This window comes from Dyadobacter sp. BHUBP1, assembly GCF_050587785.1.
Taxonomy (GTDB): Bacteria; Bacteroidota; Bacteroidia; order Cytophagales; family Spirosomataceae; genus Dyadobacter.
Genome location: NZ_JBOBIH010000004.1, coordinates 517,249 through 539,529 on the forward strand (window position 1 = coordinate 517,249; position 22,281 = coordinate 539,529).

General features: G+C 51.9%; 21 protein-coding genes. 13 read left to right on the plus strand and 8 right to left on the minus strand.

The genetic code is table 11. From position 1 onward, the window contains the following. Positions 1 to 45 precede the first annotated feature (45 nt). Positions 46 to 1,482, plus strand: coding sequence for a T9SS type A sorting domain-containing protein (locus tag ACQ4MZ_RS18690; protein ID WP_430847224.1), 1,437 nt, complete (start codon positions 46 to 48; stop codon positions 1,480 to 1,482). Positions 1,483 to 1,512: 30 nt separating this feature from the next. After that, on the plus strand, positions 1,513 to 2,700 hold the full coding sequence (locus tag ACQ4MZ_RS18695) for a tail fiber domain-containing protein (protein ID WP_430847227.1): 1,188 nt from the start codon (positions 1,513 to 1,515) through the stop codon (positions 2,698 to 2,700). A 63-nt stretch (positions 2,701 to 2,763) separates the two neighbouring features. Here the strand turns inward: ACQ4MZ_RS18695 and ACQ4MZ_RS18700 are convergent, their stop codons facing one another. Next, positions 2,764 to 2,946, minus strand: a complete 183-nt coding sequence (locus ACQ4MZ_RS18700) for a hypothetical protein (RefSeq protein WP_430847229.1) — start codon at positions 2,944 to 2,946, stop codon at positions 2,764 to 2,766. 113 nt (positions 2,947 to 3,059) lie between these two features. Continuing rightward, on the minus strand, positions 3,060 to 3,365 hold the full coding sequence (locus ACQ4MZ_RS18705) for a hypothetical protein (protein WP_430847231.1): 306 nt from the start codon (positions 3,363 to 3,365) through the stop codon (positions 3,060 to 3,062). A 162-nt stretch (positions 3,366 to 3,527) separates the two neighbouring features. Between ACQ4MZ_RS18705 and ACQ4MZ_RS18710 the strand changes: the two genes are divergently transcribed. The 3 genes from ACQ4MZ_RS18710 (at position 3,528) to ACQ4MZ_RS18720 (ending at position 8,064) form a co-directional block, all read left to right on the plus strand. Beyond that, positions 3,528 to 3,959, plus strand: coding sequence for a hypothetical protein (locus ACQ4MZ_RS18710; RefSeq protein ID WP_430847233.1), 432 nt, complete (start codon positions 3,528 to 3,530; stop codon positions 3,957 to 3,959). A gap of 208 nt (positions 3,960 to 4,167) precedes the next feature. Continuing rightward, positions 4,168 to 6,570, plus strand: a complete 2,403-nt coding sequence (locus ACQ4MZ_RS18715; protein ID WP_430847235.1) for an ABC transporter permease — start codon at positions 4,168 to 4,170, stop codon at positions 6,568 to 6,570. A gap of 114 nt (positions 6,571 to 6,684) precedes the next feature. Further along, a complete protein-coding gene (locus ACQ4MZ_RS18720) occupies positions 6,685 to 8,064 on the plus strand; it encodes a sulfatase-like hydrolase/transferase (protein ID WP_430847237.1) in 1,380 nt (459 codons plus the stop codon). Positions 8,065 to 8,119: 55 nt separating this feature from the next. Here ACQ4MZ_RS18720 and ACQ4MZ_RS18725 read toward each other — a convergent pair whose 3' ends face one another. The 3 genes from ACQ4MZ_RS18725 to ACQ4MZ_RS18735 all read right to left on the minus strand — a co-directional run bounded on the left by ACQ4MZ_RS18725 (position 8,120) and on the right by ACQ4MZ_RS18735 (position 11,631). Continuing rightward, the gene (locus ACQ4MZ_RS18725; RefSeq protein WP_430847239.1) at positions 8,120 to 8,986 is read right to left on the minus strand and encodes a phosphoenolpyruvate hydrolase family protein; all 867 of its coding nucleotides are present in this window, start codon (positions 8,984 to 8,986) and stop codon (positions 8,120 to 8,122) included. Positions 8,987 to 9,029: 43 nt separating this feature from the next. After that, on the minus strand, positions 9,030 to 10,259 hold the full coding sequence (locus ACQ4MZ_RS18730; RefSeq protein WP_430847241.1) for a Tm-1-like ATP-binding domain-containing protein: 1,230 nt from the start codon (positions 10,257 to 10,259) through the stop codon (positions 9,030 to 9,032). A 112-nt stretch (positions 10,260 to 10,371) separates the two neighbouring features. Next, a complete protein-coding gene (locus tag ACQ4MZ_RS18735; RefSeq protein WP_430847243.1) occupies positions 10,372 to 11,631 on the minus strand; it encodes an Hsp70 family protein in 1,260 nt (419 codons plus the stop codon). Positions 11,632 to 11,810: 179 nt separating this feature from the next. Here ACQ4MZ_RS18735 and ACQ4MZ_RS18740 point away from each other — a divergent pair, with 179 nt between their 5' ends. The 5 genes from ACQ4MZ_RS18740 (at position 11,811) to ACQ4MZ_RS18760 (ending at position 15,129) form a co-directional block, all read left to right on the plus strand. Beyond that, a complete protein-coding gene (locus tag ACQ4MZ_RS18740; RefSeq protein WP_430847245.1) occupies positions 11,811 to 12,032 on the plus strand; it encodes a tautomerase family protein in 222 nt (73 codons plus the stop codon). Between the two features lie 13 nt (positions 12,033 to 12,045). Continuing rightward, positions 12,046 to 12,792, plus strand: a complete 747-nt coding sequence (locus tag ACQ4MZ_RS18745) for an SDR family NAD(P)-dependent oxidoreductase (protein WP_430847247.1) — start codon at positions 12,046 to 12,048, stop codon at positions 12,790 to 12,792. A 113-nt stretch (positions 12,793 to 12,905) separates the two neighbouring features. Continuing rightward, positions 12,906 to 14,405 carry a sensor histidine kinase gene (locus ACQ4MZ_RS18750; protein WP_430847249.1) on the plus strand — a complete coding sequence of 500 codons (1,500 nt, stop codon included), beginning with the start codon at positions 12,906 to 12,908 and terminating at the stop codon, positions 14,403 to 14,405. Positions 14,406 to 14,413: 8 nt separating this feature from the next. Continuing rightward, a complete protein-coding gene (locus ACQ4MZ_RS18755; protein WP_430847251.1) occupies positions 14,414 to 14,815 on the plus strand; it encodes a response regulator in 402 nt (133 codons plus the stop codon). 41 nt (positions 14,816 to 14,856) lie between these two features. Then, on the plus strand, positions 14,857 to 15,129 hold the full coding sequence (locus ACQ4MZ_RS18760; protein WP_430847253.1) for a SemiSWEET transporter: 273 nt from the start codon (positions 14,857 to 14,859) through the stop codon (positions 15,127 to 15,129). Between the two features lie 2 nt (positions 15,130 to 15,131). On the opposite strand, the gene ACQ4MZ_RS18765 is transcribed toward ACQ4MZ_RS18760, so the two are convergent. Together ACQ4MZ_RS18765 and ACQ4MZ_RS18770 are read right to left on the minus strand one after the other, a co-directional pair. Next, positions 15,132 to 16,460: a rhamnogalacturonidase gene (locus ACQ4MZ_RS18765; RefSeq protein ID WP_430847255.1), complete on the minus strand. Its 1,329-nt coding sequence runs from the start codon at positions 16,458 to 16,460 to the stop codon at positions 15,132 to 15,134. 392 nt (positions 16,461 to 16,852) lie between these two features. Beyond that, positions 16,853 to 18,097 (minus strand): hypothetical protein, encoded by a 1,245-nt coding sequence (locus ACQ4MZ_RS18770; protein ID WP_430847257.1) that lies wholly within the window; start codon positions 18,095 to 18,097, stop codon positions 16,853 to 16,855. A gap of 234 nt (positions 18,098 to 18,331) precedes the next feature. Between ACQ4MZ_RS18770 and ACQ4MZ_RS18775 the strand changes: the two genes are divergently transcribed. Together ACQ4MZ_RS18775 and ACQ4MZ_RS18780 are read left to right on the plus strand one after the other, a co-directional pair. Beyond that, positions 18,332 to 18,460 carry a hypothetical protein gene (locus ACQ4MZ_RS18775; protein ID WP_430847259.1) on the plus strand — a complete coding sequence of 43 codons (129 nt, stop codon included), beginning with the start codon at positions 18,332 to 18,334 and terminating at the stop codon, positions 18,458 to 18,460. A gap of 69 nt (positions 18,461 to 18,529) precedes the next feature. Beyond that, positions 18,530 to 19,450 (plus strand): sugar phosphate isomerase/epimerase family protein, encoded by a 921-nt coding sequence (locus ACQ4MZ_RS18780; RefSeq protein ID WP_430847261.1) that lies wholly within the window; start codon positions 18,530 to 18,532, stop codon positions 19,448 to 19,450. Here the strand turns inward: ACQ4MZ_RS18780 and ACQ4MZ_RS18785 are convergent. After that, on the minus strand, positions 19,447 to 21,021 hold the full coding sequence (locus ACQ4MZ_RS18785) for a glycoside hydrolase family 43 protein (protein ID WP_430847263.1): 1,575 nt from the start codon (positions 21,019 to 21,021) through the stop codon (positions 19,447 to 19,449). The genes ACQ4MZ_RS18780 and ACQ4MZ_RS18785 overlap by 4 nt on opposite strands. A 576-nt stretch (positions 21,022 to 21,597) precedes the next feature. Between ACQ4MZ_RS18785 and ACQ4MZ_RS18790 the strand changes: the two genes are divergently transcribed. Further along, the gene (locus ACQ4MZ_RS18790) at positions 21,598 to 22,281 is read left to right on the plus strand and encodes a hypothetical protein (protein ID WP_430847265.1); all 684 of its coding nucleotides are present in this window, start codon (positions 21,598 to 21,600) and stop codon (positions 22,279 to 22,281) included.

Sequence of the window (22,281 nt, forward strand, 5' to 3'; positions counted from 1 at the left end):
ATTTTGTCCTATTCAATTCCCTGTTTTTAATCAAATCTATTTCAAATGAAAGCTATATATATTCTGGCGGCCCTTGCCGGGCTCGGTGGTAGTGCCGTCGCGCAGGGCTTGTCCAGTGCCGGCGGGACGGTTACCGTCAAAGGCGGTATTTTGCAGGTCAAAGGCGATTTGCAAGTGACCGGAGGTTCTTTTTCCAATAATGGCAACCTTTTTGTTTCCGGTAACCTGGTCAATAACCAGGCAATGACCGAGGCGGATACCGGCTCATTGACGCTGGATGGTGCCGCTTTGCAAACCCTGAGCGGTACCCAGCCCTATTTCACACGCCTGTTGAATATCGACAATTCGGCGGGTATTGTATTGGAGAATAATATCAAAGTAGGCGGCAGGGTTACGCTCTCCAACGGGGCCGTGGATGCTACCAGCGACCTGGGTGCGCTCGTTGTCGGGGATACCGCATCGGTGGTGGGCGTATCCGATACGAGGCACGTGAATGGCTACGTGGTAAAAAACGGGACAGGCAGTTTCGTGTACCCGGTTGGGGACGGTGTCAGATACCAGCCGATTACGGTAGAGCTTACCGATAACAGCGCAGGGATGAGCGTCCGTTACTTCGCTGCCGACGCAGGCACCGGCACATTCACTACCACCGGTGCGTCTTCCATAGCCCTCGAAGCTTACAACAACGAAGAATACTGGGACCTTGCGCCAAGAGGCACCGCAACGGGCAAGGTCATTGTTACTTATGACGACTATAAAAATCCGTCCATTACGGTTTCCGAAAACCCGAATGTTTTCAGTGTTGCCCACCTTACGGGAGGTAACTGGCTCAACGAAGGGCATAATGTAACCGGGACGCTGACAGCGGGCTTTGTAACGAGCGAGGTGATATCGTCATGGAGCCCGTTCACGCTCGGCGCCGTGCCGGAAGCAGGGCTTCCCGTTACGTTGATCAGTTTCAATGCAAAGGCGGTTGAAGGCAATGCATTGGTGGAATGGCAAACGACCAGCGAAGAGAATGCCTCCCATTTTGAAGTAGAACGAAGCCTCGATGCCAGAACCTTTCAGAAGATCGGCACGGTGGCAGCGGCGGGTAACAGCAATGCCTTGCAGCGGTACAGTTTTACGGACCGCTCGTTCGGCAGCCAGCTGCAAACAGTGTACTACCGTCTCCGTTCGGTTGATCTGGATGGCACTTTCAGCTTGTCGAGGGCTGTGTCACTGCAACCGCGCGGCGTGGGCCAGTACGCGGGCGTATACCCGAACCCGGCGCGCAAGGCGAGCGTAGTGACGGTTTCATCCGGCGTTCCGGTCAATGAGATCAGCCTTTGGGATATGCTGGGACGGCAGGTGCCCGTGCGTAAATCATCCCTCTCCGACGGCAGCGTACAGGTGAACCTGAATGGCGTCGCTTCGGGAATGTACCTTTTTAAACTCACTACCAGTCAGGGTGTTGTAAATCACAAACTGGTCGTCGAATAAACTTTCTTCCTCCCTTATTATCCATCAGATATGAAACGTATTCTTATAACTTCTCTTTTTGTTGCAGCTTCTCTTTACGCCAATGCCCAGGTCGGCATTGGTACCACAACGCCCCGGGCCGGATTGGACGTGGCCGATAGTAGCGTTGTTTTCGCCGCTTCCGGCGATGTTTCAGGAGTCAAACCCACACCCGTTGAGGGCGAAGGGCGCCGGATGATGTGGTATGTTGATAAGGCTGCGTTTCGCGTAGGTCACGTAGGCTCTTTCGGGAGTACCTATTGGAACAGGACCAACATTGGGAATTACTCGTTTGCGGCCGGCCAGAATACCCGTGCTTCCGGTGACCATTCTTTCTCCGTAGGTCTGGCGACGACTGCATCCGGCGACGAGTCAGTGGCTCTGGGTAACAATGGAACCGCCGCGGCCGACAGATCCCTGGCATTCAATGGCACAACAACCGGTGTTGGGGCCGTCGCGATCGGAAGCGGCGCGCAGGCAACTGCTGACGACGCCCTGGCTATGGGACCTTCGTCGATCGCCGGCGGGCTGGCTTCGATTGTAATCGGGCCGTCTATTGCCAGAGGTGCGTTCGGAGTCGCGATCGGGTTGCAGAACAGTGCCAGCGCTAACTTTGCAATGGCGCTGGGTAAAAACGCGCGAGCGAAAAATCAGGGGGCTGTCGTGATCAGCGATGCAAGCGCAGGGTTTTCCTCCGACAGTGCTTACAGCACGGCCAATAACCAATTGACAATGCGTTTTGCAGGCGGGGCACGTGTATTCACTAATCAGGGTATGACGAGCGGAGTCGAAATTTCAGCAGGCGGAGGAGCTTGGAGTGCCGTCAGCGACAGGCGCAAAAAAGAGAATTTCGAAGTGTTGAATACCGAAAATATCCTCAGTAAAGTGGCGCAGCTGCCGCTTACCAGCTGGAACTACAAAAGTCAGCCCGCCACTACCCGGCATATCGGGCCGATGGCCCAGGACTTCTATGCCGCGTTCGGCCTGGACGGTATTGGAAATGACACCACGATCAACTCCTCCGACATCGATGGCGTGAATATGGCTGCCATCCAGGCGCTGGAAAAACGTACCCGGCAATTGCAGGAAGAAAATGACCGGCTGAAAGCAAAACTGGAAGCCATGGACGCCAAAATGGCTTCCATTGAAAAGCTCATTATGGGCACGCCGCGGAAAGAGGAAGTATCGGCTTCCAGATAATCCCGGCCTTTCAAAACAGCTCTCTAATGTACCGGCCGGCCCTTTGGTTGGCCGGATAACTTCTTAATTCATTGCTAAGCTGCCGTGCCCGAAGCCATTGAGCCGGACACGCGCCGCAATATCGTCTTTGCCTTCGTATACACCCGCTACCACAATCGGTAGCTGGTGTTGCGGGGCGGACATCACGCCTTCGGAGCCCTCGTTCGCGACATATACAATCGCGTAGGGCATGACTACATGGAACATGAAATTCCGGCTCTTGCAGTGGGTACAGCCAGAGCGGTAAGCGGACTGAAATGCTGGTCTGGGGAAACGGTCGTAAAAGTATACATCGCCGGAAAACCGATTGGATTATCGCCCTAGCGCGAGGTTGCCGCGCAGTGAAGTGTTGTGTCGCGCAGCGTATCGAAATCCTCGTCTATGGACACAAAATGGGCACATTTGCAGCCAACTTGCACCAATACATGCAGAAAGTCTGTTTCCGTTCCAGCATGGCTGCTATGGCACAGGATCAGCACATCGCCTTCGTTCAATCCTTTGATTGCTTCCAACAGGCCGGATCGGGTGCCGGCTTTTGTTTCTTTGATGATTTGATGGCACCCCGCCATCTGAAGTTTTTCTAAAAAAGTATCTTCCGCTCCGTGCGGCAAATAGCCTATAAACATTCCCTGGTCTAATGATGAGGTGCTAAAAGTAGGGGATAGCGGAGGTGGAGCCGACTGTTACTGATTAGAAAAAAATTAAAACCTTTGATCCTATTAAAATATTGCTAATATTTCTGAGAGCGTTTATGCGCTCTGGAATACTCCTCTAACAGCACCCATAATATGAATTTGAATGAAATCCGGGCCGAACTGGTCGCGAAAACCCAGCGTAAAATCCAGGAAATGAAGGCCAGAAACATTATCCTGCCTCAACGGAGAGCAGATATGTGCGAGCTTTGTGACCAACTTTCGCAGGAAATTTATGACTTCGCCGTCAAAACCACTTTACAAATCGCGGACCGGCACCATTTCCGCGGACGGGCGGCCAACCTGCTTGACGAACTTCACGAAGATATTTACCTGCTCACTAACGGGGCGCTGGACATTCTGGTAGCGGCCTCGGCGACGCAGGGTCCAGGCACAGGGAATTCCCAAAGTCCGCAAAATATGGTCCGAAAGCAGCGGACAGTCCGTATTACCCCCAGATTTTTCCAGGTATTTTACGCCTGGATCAAAGCATTACGCGGGTATAAACAACCCGCGGCTTTCTGCTAATCGCTTTGTCCCGGGACAGGTACGCCCTGTCCGACAAAAAGAGGGCAATCTTGTTGTCCGGTAAAATGCGACACCATCGTCCGATTTCGGACAGGGTGTTTTAGGTAAGTGTTTGATTTATAATGCGGTATTGAAATGGCATGCATTTGTTGGTATCTAACAAAACCGACATCCTTCCCCGTTTTACCCGGGCCTAAATACCGACAACATGTTCAAAAATTACCTGAAAATCGCCTTCCGGAACCTGACGAAGCACAAGGCTTTCAGTTTCATCAATATTTCCGGCGTTTCACTGGGACTGACCTGCTTTTTGCTGCTCGCTTTGTATGTGAAAGATGAGCTGAGCTACGATCGCTTCCATGAACATGCAGATCGTATTTACCGGCTGAACCGCACTTTTCTGGCCAATGATGGTACGGAATCGCTGCGGCTCGGGCATGCGGCGCCGCCTTTCGGCCCCCTTGTGAAGCAGGATTTCCCGCAGGTAGAGCAGGTCGTCCGGCTGCTGGAAACCGGGGCACTGGTGAAATACGGCGACAAACGGTTTTCGGAGGACCAGATGTTTGCCGCAGAGGCGAATATCTTCAAGGTATTTACTTTTAAAATAGACCGTGGAAATCCGGATAAAGCGCTCGAAAACCCTTTTTCGATCATGTTTTCCAAACCCATGGCCGAAAAATACTTCGGGAACGAAGATCCTCTCGGAAAGGTAGTGCGGCTGGACAACCAGTTCGATTACACGGTAACGGGTGTTTTTGAGCCACTTCCCTCACAATCGCATTTTCATCCTAATTTCCTGGTCTCGTTCTCGACTCTGAACGACAATCGTGTTTACGGTGCCGAGGGGCTTCGTACCAATTGGGCCAACAATTCTTTCTCGACATTCCTGCTTCTGCCGAAGTATTACGACGCGCAGAAGCTGACAGCCGCATTTCCCGCATTTCAGAATAAGCACATCGATCGCAAGGCTTCGAAATACTCGGTGCTGACGCTGACGAAGCTCACCGACATTCACCTGCGTTCTCACCTGGATTCCGAAATCGAGGCGAATGGGGATATTCAATATGTGTACCTGTTCTCGGCGATCGCGATTTTTATTTTGCTGATCGCCTGCATCAATTATATGAACCTGGCAACTGCCAAATCGGCGACGCGTGCGAAAGAAGTGGGCATGCGCAAGGTAATTGGCGCGGTACGCACGCAGTTGATGAACCAGTTTTTGAGCGAATCGGTGATTCTGGTTGTAATTTCGGTAGTGATTGCCTTTGTGGCCATGGTATTGTGCCTGCCCTTGTTTAATAATTTTACCCAGAAACAGCTTTCCGTTTATGCCTTGCTGGACCCGACTTTCCTGGCAATCCTGCTGGGCATCACGATCTTCACCGGACTGGTAGCAGGCAGTTATCCGGCATTTTTCATGACCGGTTTTCAGCCTATCGCGGTATTGAAAGGCAAGATTGCGTCGGCTCTTAAAAACGGAAAACTGCGGCAGACGCTCGTGGTGGCTCAATTTGCGATCGCCGCCACGCTGATCATCAGCACGACAGTTGTATACAACCAAATGCAGTTTATTCAGAATTACAAACTGGGTTATGCCAAAGACCAGGTGATCACGTTCAGCATGCCCGATGACTCGACCATCGATGTCGAGGCGATCCGCCAGCGGTTTAAGGAACATGCGGGAGTTCGGGAGGTGGGGCGTTCGTCACGGATTCCATCGGGCCGGCTGCTCGATTCGTGGGATGCATATGTGATGAAAGGCGATTCGATGGCGCCTACGCAAATCAGTATTAAGTCGCTTTCGGTCGACGAGGACTTCATTCCCGCTTACCAGATCCAAATGGCCGCAGGCAGGAATTTCTCCCGTCTATATCCGACCGACCGGACGAACGGCTTTATACTCAATGCTACCGCAGCCCGTTTGCTGGGCTGGAAAAACCCGGAGGAAGCCATTGGTAACCGCTTTGGTTATGGTGAAATGCGGGGACAGATCATCGGTGTCACGACCGATTACCATTTTGAATCACTGCATCAAAAAGTAGCGCCCATCGTGATGTTCTACCAACCGGACCATCTAGGACGCGTATCCGTGCAGGTGGCAGGCAAGGATATTCAGGGTGCGCTTGCACACCTCGGTTCGGTTTGGAAGAACCGTTTCCCGGACGTTCCGTTTCAATACGAATTCCTCGATCAGCGCTTCGGCAAACTTTACGCACGTGAGCAAACCCAGCAGCTGCTGTTTGGTATATTTGCAGGTATTGCCATTCTCATTTCCTGCATGGGCTTGCTGGGGCTTTCGATGTTTATGGCTGAGCTTCGGACGAAGGAAATCGGCGTCAGAAAAGTGCTGGGCGCTTCGGTACCAAGTATTGTGGGACTGCTTTCGAAGGATTTTCTCAAACCGGTTGTTGTTGCCATTCTCATTGCGTCGCCCATTGCCTGGTATGGCATGAAAAACTGGTTGCAGGATTTTGCCTACCATACCGATATCAGGTGGTGGGTATTCCTTCTTGCAGGGGCGTTGTCCATTGCTATTGCATTGTTTACTGTCAGCTTCCAAAGCATCCGTGCTGCGTTGATGAACCCGGTCAGGAGTTTGAGGAGCGAGTAAGATCTTGAATTCGATCTGTCCTAATTCTATGGATTTGGTATATTAGCAAACTTTGATTCCCCCGGAATGGTTTTGCAGGTAGTTCGGGGGAGTTTAGCAGCCATATGCCATCTTATGAGACGAACCGGACTAGTCAGATCAATAGTTTATATTGTATTGATATTCAGTTTGCTGCCGGCAAATGCCCAGCAAAAGAGAGCACAATCCCCGCCGAACATCATCGTGATCCTGACCGACGACATGGGTTATGGCGATATCGGTGTTTATGGCGGGCGTTTTATTCCCACGCCTCATCTTGACCGGCTCGCAGCCAGCGGCCTTAAACTTACCCAGTATTACAGCGGCGCGCCGATCTGTTCGCCTTCCCGGGCGAGTATTCTCACTGGCATGCATCCTGCGAAATGGAACTTTACAACTTTTCTGGATACCAAAAAGCATAATAAAGACGCCGAACAGATCGACTACCTGACCCCGGAAGCGCCTTCGATGGCGCGTTTTTTCAAGGACGCAGGCTATGCCACCGGACATTTCGGCAAGTGGCATATGGGGGGCGGAAGAGACGTGACCAATGCGCCCCGCTTCGCACAATATGGTTTCGACGAGCATGCGAGCACTTATGAAAGCCCCGAACCCGACCTTGCACTTACCGCGACGAACTGGATATGGTCTGACAAGGACAGTATAAAAAGGTGGGACCGGACCCAATACTTCGTGGACAAAACGTTGGATTTTATGAGGCGGCACAAAGGCCAGCCGTGCTTCATCAATCTCTGGCCAGACGACGTGCATACGCCCTGGGTCCCAAAGGTAGAAACCGAATATACCGGCAAATTTCCAATGAACCCGCAGGAGGAAGCTGCATTTAAAGGGGTACTTCAAGAATATGATGTGCAAATCGGGCGGCTGCTCGATGGCCTGAAAGATCTGGGACTCGCTGAGAATACGATCATTATCTTCACCAGCGACAATGGTGCATTGCCCACTTTCGGTGGCACCCGAAGCGGAGGCTTCCGGGGATCAAAGCTATCGCTGTACGAAGGCGGCATTCGAATGCCTTTCATTGTCAGCTGGCCAGGTCATGTTCCCGCCAACAAGACCGACAACCGCTCGGAACTGCATGCTACGGACCTTTTGCCTACATTATCTAAACTCGCAGGCATAAAAATTCCCGAAAATTATCACGGCGACGGAATCGACCGGTCGGGGGTCTTGCTGGGCAAACCTTCGCTCAGAAAACGGGAAATGTTCTGGGAATACGGGCGAAATGACATTGCCTATAATTACCCCAAAGGCAACGACCGCAGTCCTCGCCTCGCGGTGCGGTCGGGCGAATGGAAGCTACTTATGGATGCCGATGGTAGCAAAACGGAACTTTACAACATTGTGAGGGACCCTGCCGAAACGACCAATCTTCAGGCAACGGAAATGAAAATCACGAAACAACTAAGCGGGAAGCTGGTTGCCTGGTGGCAATCGCTTCCGAAGCTCAAATAACTTCTTCCGGCCGCCAATTGCTTGATTTGTTCATGCAACCGGCGGCCGACCGTCACTAAGAATTCCCCAACGTCAACCGCTTAAAGTCGCGCGTAAGGTCGGTAAGCGACTGCTCTACGCCCATGCGTTCGAGCGAGGATGCGCCTACGAACCCGTGGATGTCACTTTTGGAGAGTACTTCCCGGACATCGGCAGGGGTATTGACCGGCCCGCCATGGGCGAGTACGAATACATTGGGATTAACCTCCCGTGCGGCATCGCCGATAAGCTGGGTGCGTTCAATGGCCTCGTCCATGCTGCAAGTGGCATCTACTACGCCAATAGAACCTCCCACGGTGGTGCCGACATGGGCAATAATGGCATCCGCGCCTACTTCGGCCATCTGGCGTGCCTCTTCAGGCGTGGCCACGTACACGATCGAGAAAAGATCCATCATCGTTGCCAGCCTGATCATCTCGACCTCTTTGGCAAAACCCATCCCGGTTTCTTCCAGTACCTGCCTGAAATGCCCGTCCACAATGCTATGGGTAGGGAAGTTGTTGACGCCCGAAAAGCCCATTTCCTTCACTTTCAACAAATGATGCCACATCCGGCGACGGGGGTCGGAGCCATGAACGCCGCAGATCACTGGTATTTCCTCCACCACAGGCAATACCTCAAACTCACCGATTTCCATCGCTACCGCATTGGCATCGCCGTAGGCCATCAGGCCGGCCGTAGAGCCGTGCCCGGCCATCCGGAAACGTCCTGAGTTATATATGATAATGAGGTCTGCTCCGCCTTTTTCGATGAATTTGGCACTTATACCCGTGCCGGCACCGGCCGCAATGATGGCTTTGCCCTGATCTATCGTCGCTTGCAGGCGATCTCTTACTTCCTGTTTCGTATAAGGGTTTCCCTTACCTGTCCATGGGTTAGGCATATTGTTTCGGTTTGATTATTAGATGATTAGACTGATTAATGTTTTACTGTTTCTTTTGCATTAAACCCAGCAACGTTTCCACCAGCAAATGTGCAAATGCCGGGTCATTGATGTGCATATCCGCATCTTTTACGGATACATTACCGGATATATTGGCCCTGATTGCGGTAAACAGGGCCTCGTCCGCTGCCGGGTTATGAAAAATTCCTCCTTCGGCGGCAATCTGCGAGATGCCTTTCAGCGGAAGCACAATCGCTGCCGGAGCCGACGACCGGCTTACCTTGCGCGCGAGGCGCTCGCCCAGGATCGCGTTCTCGCGCTCGTCTGTACGCATGAGCGTTACGTCGGGCGCCCAGCTGTACAGGTGCCTGTCCGCGAATGCGTGCGGGATGGTATCGAGGTGCGCAAAATTGACCATATCCATACAGCCGGGGACTACCACTTGCGGAATGCTCATTTCTGCCGCGGCGGTCAGCCTTTCCGGGCCGGCGCTGCAAATGCCGCCGCAAAGTTCGTCGGCCAGTTCGGTGGTGGTAATGTCGAGCACGGCGTCGAAACAGCCTTCGCGGATAAGCGATTCCATGGTTTTACCACCTACACCGGTTGCGTGGAAGGCCAGTACTTCATATCCGGCCCCGGTAAGGAGCTCGGTGCATTTGTCGACGCACGCCGTCGTATTCCCGAACATGCTGATGGCGATGCTCCGCGCTTTTGTATGCTGCCCCGCGGTATCGACATTGGCCATAGCGGAAACGGCCGCAGCGGCCTGTGCTACCAACTGTCTTAAAATATGGTTCATACCGGCCACGTCCACCACGGAGGGGATCAGCATAATGTCCTTGTCGCCGATCTGTCGGGAGAGGTCTTTCGTCGCCAATGTGGTAAGGCAAACCTTCGGTATACCGAAAGGAATGCCCTGCATGGCAGAAAGTGCGATGTAGGTGCCGCCCCCGCCGCCCATTCCGACGACGGCTTTGATTTTTCCTTCATGATAAAGCTGAGAAACCAGCCTGGAAGCGCCCCGCCCCATGATGTCGATCGCTTTACCCCTGTCGCGGTCACGGCGAAGGTCGGTGATATCGTGACCTGCCGCAGCGGCAACGGCATCGGCTTCGAAATCGACAGGGAATGCACTGGTAGTGCCAAAAACGCCCGTGTTTATGGTTATCACCGTTTCACCCTGTGCGGCAATGCATTCCCGCAGGTAGGAAAACACATCGCCCTTGGTGTCGAAACAGCCGAGTATTAAGATGCTTCTATCTGAAATTGACATAATGCAAGTATAACCAGATATCGGTATCCGAAGCAAACACTGACCGGAAAGAGATTGAAGTGGTCGGGGGCAGCGGCGTGAGGCGGATCACCGGCAGTGCGCCGGCATTTGTTCAGGAAAACCGGCTTCGGGCATCGTAGGCAAGCCCCAATCCTACGCTGGAAAGCTTGTTTTCTTCCGACCATTCGGCGGCAGGAAACAGCTCGCGGAAGCGCTCCTGGATCAGCGGGATCTCGGTAGAACCGCCGGTCATGATTACCAGACTGATCGCGTCAGGCGCTATCGCCGCACTTTGCAGGCATTGTTTGGCCGCGTCGACGATGCGCTGCGTCTTGGTGCCTATCGCTTCGTTAAACACTTCGCGTTCGACATTGATGTGCAGATTTTCGTCGATAAAGGGAAGAGAGGCCACGTACGTGCTACTTTGCGTAAGGCCAATCTTGATATTTTCGGTTTCAGCAAGTACCGCATGACCGCTTTCCTGTTCCAGGACGTTAATCAGCCGTCCGTATTTTTCAGGCGAATGGGTCTCACGGAGCAGCTGCTTCGCCTGGAAGATCGTACGGTTGGTATAAAGGAAGTTGACCTTACTCCATTCCGAAAGATCGAAATAGTGATAGGAGGGCACTTCGAGGTTTTTGGCACCGTAAGTCGTGCGGAAACCTAGCTCGGGCATCATGCGGGCAAGACTGAGATCCTTGTCGAAGTCGTTCCCGCCGAGGCGCACGCCGGTATTCGCAAGAATATCGCCGCTGCGGTCGTGTTTCCGGGCATTGTCTTTTGAAAGGCGGATAATGGTAAAATCGGAAGTGCCGCCGCCGAGATCGACCACCATGGCCAGTTTCTCACCTGTCACCTGCGCCTCGTGCGCAAAGGCGGCGGCAATGGGTTCAAACTGAAAGCCGACGTGTTCGAAGCCCAGGCTTTTGGCGATCGCTTTCAACTCGCTTTCTGCCCGTTCGTCGGCGGCGGGGTCATTGTCGACGAAATGCACCGGGCGGCCCATTACTACGTGTTTCAGTTTGGTACCGCAATCGGCCTCCGCCTTTTTCTTCATCTGGTCGAGGAAGGCTGCGACGATCTGGTCGAACTTCATCAGTTCGCCATTGACCATCGTGCCCTGGCGCATAGCCGGTGTTCCGAGCACGCGTTTCAGACTTCGCATTAACCTGCCCGGATGACGCCCCAGGAAGCGTTCCATCGCCGTCCGTCCGAAGAATGCCTCATTATCTTTCCGCGCAAAAAACATCGCGCTGGGGATTGTTTTATGGTCGTTTTCTACCGGAATCAGGAAAACGTCGTTTGGGTTTGCTATTGCGAGACTGGAATTGGAAGTGCCGAAATCGATGCCGCAGAAAACAGGAGTTGCCATTGTTTTGGAAAATTGGGGGCGCAATTTCTCATTAATTGCCCGGCTATGCAAATCGCGAAAGGAATACTTGTGATGTATGTCACGTAATGGTCTGCCGTGAACAGGGTTCCTTTGTATTGTCAAAACACAGTAATGGGTTGACGTCGAATACATTAATAATCCTTTTAAATGCAGTAATCATGCCATATGTAAAAATTGAGGTAACCCGCGAAGGCGTTACCCGGCAACAAAAGCAGGAGCTCATCGCCGGCGTAACACAAGTAATTACCGATGTGCTCGACAAGGATCCCCATCTCACTCATGTAGTGATCCAGGAAGTGGAACCGGATGATTGGGGGTATGCCGGGGAGCAGGTTTCCGTGCTCCGCGAAAAAGGGATCACCGCTCAAAGAAAACAGTAACAGACCTTACATCATGAAAACACAAACCATCATCGTAACCGGTGCTTCCACCGGCATCGGCAGGGCAATAGCCAGCCTGTTTCTCGAACAAGGGCATAACGTGGTTATCAATTCGGCCAACGGGGATAATCTCACAGCGACGTATAAAGAGCTGGGTAATCACGACCGCCTGGTTATGGTGGCAGGCGACATCAGTCAGCGTGCAACAGGCCAATTGCTGGTTGATACGGCCGTAAGCAAGTTCGGCAGTGTGGATGTGCTCGTCAATAATGCCGGCGTATTCGAGCCGCGCAGCTTCCTCGAAGTCGACGAAGTCCATCTCGACTATTTCCTGGGCATCAACCTGAAAGGTACCTATTTTACCAGCCAGGCAGCCATCCGGCAAATGCTGCAGCAGGGCGAAGGTTCGATCATTAACATCGGTACCGTGCTGGTAGACCACGCGATCGGTGGCTTCCCTGCGACGGCGCCTATTTCTAGCAAGGGAGGCATTCACGCATTGACGCGGCAGCTCGCAGCCGAGTTTGGCAGAAATAACATACGTGTCAATGCGATCGCCCCGGGTATTATCCGCAGCCCGCTTCAAGCGAAAACCGGCGTCAGCGATGCCGACAGTCTTGCGGGCCTGCACCTTGTGGACCGCATCGGTGAAACGGAAGACGTTGCGCAGCTTGCATTGTACCTGGCGGGCAGCAACTTTATCACCGGTGAGGTGATCAACCTCGACGGCGGCCACGTGGCCGGTCACCATATTGGTTAAAACCATGGATGTGAATGTCATTCAGGCGTGCTGGCTCAGCTCCGGCACGCCTGATTTTTTTGGCACGGAATTTGCTGCATTCGTTCCCGACTTGATTTATACCTTACCCATCCATGCATTTGAGCAGTAACCTGATTTTTCGCAACATCGCAGAAGGTTTTTTTTTGCTGGACGAAACAGGCAGGATAACGACTTGCAATGCGGCTGCGAGCGCTATTACAGGCTATGACGAAGCTGAAATAGAAGGAAAACCGTTCAACGTTATCGGCGACAACCAGAGTGATCCAATCCAGTACCGCTCCGAACTGGACGAGGCGTTGGAAAGGAAAAAATGTGTAACCGAAGGCTGGAAGTTGAGAAAAGATGGCACCAGGTATTGGGCAGAAATTTCTTATTCCCCGGTTTTCGATGATTCGGAGGTTCTTCTGGGTTTCTGTGTACTACTTCGTGACATCACGGAGCAAAAGAAAAAGCAATTCGATCTGCTCGAAAGCGAGGAACGCTACCGGTTGATGGTGGAGCAAGTGGCCGATTACGGGATATTTATGCTCGATACGGATGGCCGCATTGTCAGCTGGAACGAAGGCGCCAGGCGTATTAAAGGTTACAGCGCGGAAGATATAATCGGGAAGTATTTCGCTATTTTTTATCCCGAAGAGGACATTCTCAATGGAAAGCCTGGTTGGGAATTGAAAGTTGCCGTCGCGACCGGTAAATATGAAGAGGAAGGGTGGCGTTTACGGAAAGACGGCTCTCGTTTCTGGGCGAATGTGGTTATTACGGCAGTGTATGATGCCGAAGGCCGGCTGAGTGGCTTTTCAAAGGTGACGCGCGACCTTACCGAACGCAAAATGAGTGAGCAGGCACTACAGGAGAGTTCAGACAGGTACAGGCAGCTCGCACAGGAGCTTTCGGTGGCCAACAGCGAATTGTCTTCTGCAAACCGCGAGCTGGAGCAGTTCACAGCTATTGTTTCGCACGATTTGAAGGAGCCCGTACGAACTGTGAGAAGTTTTTTATACCTGATGAACCAGCATGTCGACCAGCAAAAGTTCGATCTTCTGAAATCGAGTATTGGAAAGGGGATTCTGGCCGCGCAACGTATGCACGAGCTCATTGACAATCTGCTGCATTACTCCCAGATCAGTAAAATAGGGCTTCAACGCCAAAAGCTGAACGTGGAAGAGGTGATCGGCGAAGCGATCCAGAACTTGAACGACGCCGTCGAGCAGTCGGGTGCGCATATACGTGTGCAGAGCGAGGTGCCGTCTATTTACGGGGATCGTTTGCAACTGGTGCAGCTTTTTCAGAATCTGCTGGCTAATGCGCTCAAATTCACGAATGGCAAGAAGCCGGAGGTGGAAGTGAAATCCTGGATGGAAGATGGCAGCGTACGATTCGTTGTGGAAGACAATGGCATTGGCATTTCACCCGAAAACCTGGAAAAAATCTTCGAAATTTTCAGAAGACTGCATTTTGCCAGTCAGTACCCGGGAAACGGCGTGGGCCTGGCGGTTTGTAAGAAGGTGGTCGAACGGCACCGTGGTAGAATATGGGCAGAATCGACACAGGGAAAAGGTGCCAGTTTTCATATTATGTTACCCAAGATCTAAGCCCGCGCATGAGAACATTCAAACTGGCCATTGTTGAAAATGATGAAGATGAGCGTTTCTTTATGTCCGAGGCATTCAGGGCTTCCGGAGAATTCGAAATCCTCGGGGAGTTCGGGAATGGCGATCAACTTACGGAGTGGCTTCATAGTTCACCGCGGGAGTTGCCGGAGCTGATATTGTCGGACTTGAATATGCCGGGCAAAAACGGTTACGACATTATAGATGAGCTGAAAACGACCTACCCGGACATCGCTGTATTTGCGACCTCCACGTCATCGGTCGTGTCCACACGTGAAAAGTGTATCCGGGCGGGAGCGAGGGATTTCATTGCCAAACCTGAGATTTTCATCGCCTACGACTCTTTTGTCGCCGAACTTTACCAGCTCGCCTGCCGGTACCTGGGCGGCTGAGGAGGGAATTTTACATCATCGACCCACGAAATCATTTGAATATGTTTCAAACTGTGATCGGGATCATCGCCGGCGTGCTCACTTCCGCATCCATGCTACCACAGTTTATCAAAGTGCTCCGGAAAAAGGACGTAGAAAATCTCTCGCCGCTGATGCTGGTAGTCCTGATCTCCGGCGTGGCATTGTGGACCTATTATGGTATCCTGAAAGAGGAATTGCCCATTATATTGTCGAACGGCTTTTCAGTGCTGCTGAATTCAGGCTTGCTGATCTGCTATTTTGTATTTAGAAAAAAGGGGAAGTCTCAAAAATGATGCTATTGGATCATTTTGTCGTTCACTTTGACGTTCGTGAGCGTAAAACCCTTGACGACAGACTTATCATAAGCGGCGTTTTTCGCCGTAATGTTCAGGTTTTCGAAATTAAATTCCGATAGTTTATCATACTCGCCCGGACTTACGTCGAAGAATATCTCGCATTTGAGTTTGATATCTTTCAGGCTGATATGGTCCGAGTAGGAGAGCGGCACGTCCTTTCTGCCTTTTAGATCGAAGAATTGTTTCCAGGGTTTCACGTAAATGAGGCTGTATGCATTGCCATCGACGTTTTCTACACTGATGAATTCATATTTCTGAGGAGTGTCCGGTCGCATTTTCAGCCAGAGCACCCGCATGGCGTTCTCGATACGGCAGTTGCGCATCACTACATTTTTGTTGTGAATGGCCTCGCTGCCGCAGGTAAGCGCCGCGTGGCAAAATCCGAAATGGGTATCCTCGACGAGGATATTCGTATTGGCGCCGTTGCCCGGATCGGTATCCGCATAAGGTCCTTTTCCACCCTTCAAAGCAATGGCGTCGTCATTCACAGCGAGGTAGCAACCTTTGACAAGCACATTATTACATACATCCAGGTCGATCGCGTCGGTACTCGGCGCCTTAACCGGCTCATGCGGTGCGGTGATCCTGACATTCAGTATTTTAATATTGTTGCATTGGTAATAATGGCTCGTCCAGAAACCCGAATTTTGAAGTGTCACGTCCTGGACCTGCACGTTGTTGCTTTTCCAGATGAAGACCAGCCGCGGTCGCGATACTTCCAGGTTGGTGCAGTTGGGGTTCTCCTGCCGCCGCTGCCAGAATGCCTTCCAGTAATTCAGCCCGTTGCCGTCGATAATGCCGCTGCCCGAAATCGTAAAGCCGTTCACGCCGTAGGCATTGACCAATGCAGGGAAATAGTCGAGATTTTGTCCCTCCATGCGTGAGGGCATCAGCGGGTAGTCAGCGATCTTGTCGGAGCCCTTCAATACAGCGCCTTTGGCTACATAGAGATGTGTTTTAGGTTTAAAAAACAGCGCCCCGCTCAAAAAGGTACCCTTGGGGATCACGATCACACCGCCGCCCTGCTCACTCGCCCGGTCGATGACGCGCTGGATCGCGGTGGTTTGCACCGTGTTGCTGTCGCCGGAAACGCCGTGTTCTGTTATGACAAACTGCCTGCCAAGACGCTTTGAATCGATTTTGGATGTGTCTGAAAACCAGGAGGGTATTTTTGTGCCGTCCGGGAAATGAGACGACTTGCCCGATTGCGCAACTGCAACCGTTCCAAGGAGCAATAGCCGAAAGAAAAGGAAACAGAACTTCTTCATATGCCCTTTGAAGGCGCGCCCTGGTTTCTTTTACTCTACTTTGAATGGGGAAAACGATGGATGCCGGCTGGCGCTACGGAGAAATGTGCCCGGGGGATTACTTATTTTTTTCGATCCAGCTGTACAGGTAATCGAGTGTCTTGCCCATGCTTGCCAGATTTGTTTTGAGGTGGAATGGCAATGTTCAAGTGGTATGAATAAATGTACCAACTACTGGCTCCGCTGCATCTCGCCCTTGTGCAATCATGCAAATCGTCTGTCCGCTGATTCATTTGGCGTCAATCGCAAATTTCTCAGATCCCTGTAAAATCGAAAAAGCAAACGGTACCCCCGGCTGCTTTTTCGGTCAATTTGAAGTAAAACATAATACCGGTTGGATTTCCGGTAATAAATTATTTGAACCCGAAAATAAACGGGAAAACGAAGATCACCACCGCACTCCATATGCTATACAGCGGAAGGAATATTGCCAGCGATGCGCCTACTGCCGAAAGGCCGGTTTTTTTGCTGAGTACGGCGAAAAGTTTAAGGCCTACATAAAACAAATGAGCGAGCATCAGCACATTGGCACCCAGCACGGCAGCGCGGTTCGGCGTAAGCCCCCATTCCGCGATGCGAAACAAGACCGCAGATAATGCAATGCTGTTAACCAGCAGTGTCACGGCGGATAGTAGAAAGAGCACCACGATTTGCCCGCGATTGCCGCCAGAGTGATCGGTTTCGGCCAGCGAAAAGAAGATCAGCGCCATCACGGCAACGAGCAATCCATTGAAAAGCACGAGGAATTCGCGGTCGTGATAAGGACTTTTGCCGGCGATGAGCGTAGCCGCCAGGTATACTACCAACATCACCAACGCTACCGGACTGAAAAGTTTCGCGATTACGGGCGGTATCCTGTTCACCAATGTGGGCTGCACGCGGGTAATAAATGTGGCAACAACAGGTACGGCGGCCAGCCCGCAGATAACAATGTATTTGGAGAAAAGTGGCTGAATGTCCCATCCAATCAGTCCGAAAAGGTTGATGGTAAGTGCCGTTGTGAGCCCACCGGCGAGAACGAGGAGTCCCGACATCACAATCAGCTCACCCGTGTAACGCAGGAATTCGAGCCAGTTGGCGCCGTTTTTCCATTTGCCGCCGCTATATGCCGCTCCCAGCAGCGACCACAGCCAGAGCGGCATGTGCAGGCACGAGAGGATCAGCGTATCGCTCGTTTCATGCTTCGGCAGCCAGTTGATAAACACCACCGAAGCTATCAGGAGCAGGGCCGCCAGGCCCCGGGTTTTCCACGAAACGCCGTTTTTCCAGGCAAAATAGGCCATCAGTGTCGGAGCGACGATAAATCCTACATTACGGGGATAATAAAATTCCTCGCTGACGGAAAGCAGCTCGGGCAGCTTGGCCAGCAACGCCGCGAGCACGGAAGCCACCACTACAAAAGCCCGCTCGCCAGGTGTACCCCAAAAAAACTCATTCGAACCGTAATTCAGTCGCTGGTACCATCCTTCGGCTAGGGGATTACTGTTCAGCTCAGGGTACAATGCATTAAAAGCGGCCTTAAAGCCCGGCTTGTTGCCCCGGTACAGCTTTTCCAGTTGCAGGGCATTGGTTTGGTTCAACAGGATTTCTTCACGCATAAAACAAGGATTGAGAATGGTGGTCAGCTTCTTCTGTGTGAGAATGATAGTTTAAAAAGTACTTTGTAATTCAAAGTTAAATATGAATTGAAAATTTGCAATAGGGACACGGTAATTTTTTTGTGAACGCTCATTTTTTACCGTTTAGTAAATTTGATAACCGGTTAATTGATAACACTTTAATGCCACATTTGGTCGTTTTTATTTTGTGCTGAAACATAAATCGATACAATAATGGAATGGACGATTAGCATGTGGGCAGGACTGGTCCAGCTCGGGATTGCGGTGGCAATTGCCGGGATAGGCATCCGCATCGTACTCGAACTGCGGAAAGCCGAATTGACCGACGAGGCTGTGAAATAGGGAAGGATGCGGCGAAATTTGCCAATCTACGCAATAGCCGATATATTTCAGGACATTTTCCTGAACCTTATGAATCCATCATCTTTCCTGACCCGCAGGGATTTCCTCGCGGCTGCTTCCGCCAGCCTGGCATTACCATTAATCAACTCCCTGCCTGCGCTGGCGAAGGCCAAACCGCGGTTTTCATTCTCCACACTCGCCTGCCCGAAATGGGACTGGGCCACGATTGTTAAATATGCTGCCGATAGCGGATACCACGGGATAGAGGTCCGCGGTGTGCTGGACTGTATGGATTTGCCCCGATGCAGCGAGTTCAGCAGCCCGGAGCGCATTGCCCAATCGAGGAAAATGGCCGAGGATAAAGGCTTGCGAATTGTAGATTTGGGATCGTCTGCCGCATTGCATATGGCCGATCCGGCGATGCGGGCGAAGAATCTGGATGAAGCAAAGCGATTTATCGATCTCGCGCAGCAGCTGAATTGCCCGTACGTCCGTGTGTTTCCCAATGATTTACCCAAAGACCAGGAAGTAGCTCAAACGGTGGAGCTCATCAGTACCGGACTGCTCGAACTGGGCGATTATGCCAAAAACACTTCCGTAACAGTGCTGCTGGAATCTCATGGCGATGTGACGGGTAAGGACATTCTGGCAACGGTAATGGGTAAATCGGAGCATAAGCACATCGGCCTGATTTGGGACATATTCAATATGTGGTCGGTGACGAAGGAGCCACCGAAGGAGGTTTATGGCAGACTGAAAAAATACATCCGCCACACGCACATCAAGGATGGCATTCTGAAAGACGGCAAAATCCAGTATGTGCAGGTCGGCAAGGGCGAGGGGCCTTTGAAAGAGGCGATAAGTGTGCTCGTGGAAGCCAATTATAAAGGTTATTACAGTTTCGAATGGGAGAAAAAATGGCACCCCGAAATCGAGGAGCCAGAGGTGGTGATACCTGCGTACCCGAAGCTGATGCAGCAGTACTTTTAATCGTATTTCATTTCAATCGCTTTAATTTCACTTTTCTGATCAGGGGCGCCGGTTACGCTGACGCCTACCCTTGGAGCCCTGTCCCAGCGAGGCAACCAGGGGGCTTCTATTTGTACGGAGCTGGTGAGTGAGTCGATTTTCTGGCCTTTTACCCCCCAGTTGAACGTGTAGTAGCGTCCGTAACGGCTTTGCAATTCCAGTCTGATATTCTTGTATTTATCAGGAATTTCCTGCGTTTGGAGCGTTTCATAATGGCCGTCTCTCACCTGCCACAGCTCGACGCGGTTCTGGCCGGCGCCATAGCCGATCGCGTTTTGAGCATCGCCGTAAAGGACAATATTCTGAAAAAGATTGTCCTTGATCACGAACTCGGCTGCATAGGTATAACTGCCTTTTTTAATGGTGTGCCCCAGGAAATTGCCTGTCCGGGCGGGATTTTCGCATTCGATTTCCAGCGCAGCGGCCCTGACACCGAATTTTGGCTTCGGAAGGCTGGCATCGAATACCCAGGGTAGCCTGAGCGTATCGCGCTCATAGTTAACCGAAAAGTTGAGGTTTTGCTGCGGTACCAGCCCCGCACCGGCGGGCGATTCCGCTTGCGCGGGCGTTGTTTTGCCATACCTGAATGCAGGCCAGCGGGTCGTTTCGTCCCATATCAGCTCGCTGAGAACACCCTGGCGTCCCGCAAAGGTAAAATCAATACCATTGTAGGCGTGGTGCAGGTAAAAATACCGGCGATCAGGCGTGACAACGACGGTGCCGTGCCCCGGGCATTTCCAGGCATCATCCCCGAAAAGGACCGGGTTACCTGCATATTTGACCCATGGCCCCTGCAATTTTTCGGCCCTCGCGAGCCCTACCTGGTAATCGCAGCGGTCGCCGCAGCAGGCATTGCCCGAATAGAGCATATACCAGTAATTTCCTCTTTTAAATATAGCCTGCCCTTCTGCGCCGCCCGCTTCCCAGCCTGCCGGATCGGCTTTGATGAGGCTGAACTCCTTGCCGGTTACTTTCAGGCCGTCGGGTGACAATTCTGCGCCGAGCAGCTCGATGGCCCGGTCTTTATCGAGGCCATAGGCTTTCCAGGTGATAAAAAGCTTCCCTTTGTCTTCCACTACGTAGGCATCGATGGCCTCGCTGGTCCATTCGATGATCAGGCCATGGTCCTTGAACCCTTTTGTAATATCCCTGGTAGTCGCCACGCCGATCACCGACCGTTTGTCGGATTTCCGCCGGGCGGTATAATAAACATAGAATGTTCCATTTCGGAAAAACAGCTCCGGAGCCCAGTAGCTTCCCATCGTCCATTTGGGCAATTCCGCGAAAACCGGTCCGACGTATTCCCAATTCACAAGATCTTTGGAACTGTAAATAGGGTAGGCAGGCCCCCATTCCGAGGAGGTGCCGACTGCGTAATAGGTATCGCCCACACGTATTACCGAAGGGTCGGCAAAATCGCCGGCTATCACCGGGTTACGGTAGGTAATGACCCTCGTTGGCGCAGGTTTCTGAGCGGAAATTTTGACGGAACAAAGTGGCGTGAGCAGTAATATGGCGGCTAGGAATTTCATGATATGTCTCCATTGATGGCGTTACGAAGAAAGGCATTTATTTCCGGATAAGAAACCCGTCTGAATTACTGACATTAAAGCCTTGAAACCGCGATTAGCCGATCCGATTGTCGCCCCTGGCCCCGGAAAACACCTGTTTTGGCATTCGCGTGTTTACACGCTTACGCCCGGGAGAGGGTTTGTGTAATTTTGAAATGTCAATCAGGACGGGGTGCTGAAAAGAACCTGATTGGCGCTTGCGTCTGACTCATCAAACTAAAAACCAGGGCAAAACGAATGGTTCGGGGAACTCAAAACGGGTTCTTCGAATCGTGGCCCGAAGGCGCGTAGCCCGCGACGCGTAGCCCAGGACGCGTAGTTCGGGACGCGTAGTCCGGGACGCGTAGTCCGGGACGCCTGATAACAATCAACCGATAACCAGTAACCTAACCGATAAATCGAATTAATTCTATATTTCCAACGAATTAGTTACAATGCCTCCTTGCCCTTAGGTATATTGCTTTCCATTGTGCGGATGCGGGTTGCGCTGCATGATCGGAAAGCAAATATCTTTTTAAACCATTAATCTCAGCAAGCATGCCGAAGTTTATCAGTGATGAAGTTTTTGCAAAATGGGCTGCCCAGTGGCAGGCGCTGGAACACAGCCGCGAGCCCTTTGGCTTTTTTAATCAAGGGAGTAAACTCCTTTTGGGGGATTATTTTGATGGGGATGATTTCGAAACCCTCGTATCCACACCGGGTATAACCTTTGTCAAAGTGCGGTTTGGCTTTGAAACCGAGGAAAGGGCATTCAAACTGGTGCTTTTTGGCGTCGATAGCGCCGGACAGATTATAACACCTTACTATGCGCATACGCCGGCCGATTTCCGTGAAGCAGGGGATGGTCCGGGAGGAAACGTGCCGGATGTGCTGGCCAGGCAATGGATCAAGTATTGGGAGCAAAAAGGCCATGCCGGCGAGATTGCCAGCCCGCTGTTCCGCACACAGTACGGCTTTCTGAATGGGTACAATTATCCGGTGAAGGAACTGCTGGCGGCGCTTTTCAGATTTGAGAAAATGCCGAAGATCTACATTCGCTTTGTGCTCCACCGCTATTTCCCGGCTGCCAATGAAGCAGTGCAGAGGGATCTGACGGGTTCATATGCTTTCGGGCTAATGTTCCAGGCGATCTCCAATAAGGGCGACCGAAGCGGAGCGCTGGGTATTGACGACGATAGTGGTTATTACGATTTGAGTGCTCCTTGTCCGAGGACTTGTTGA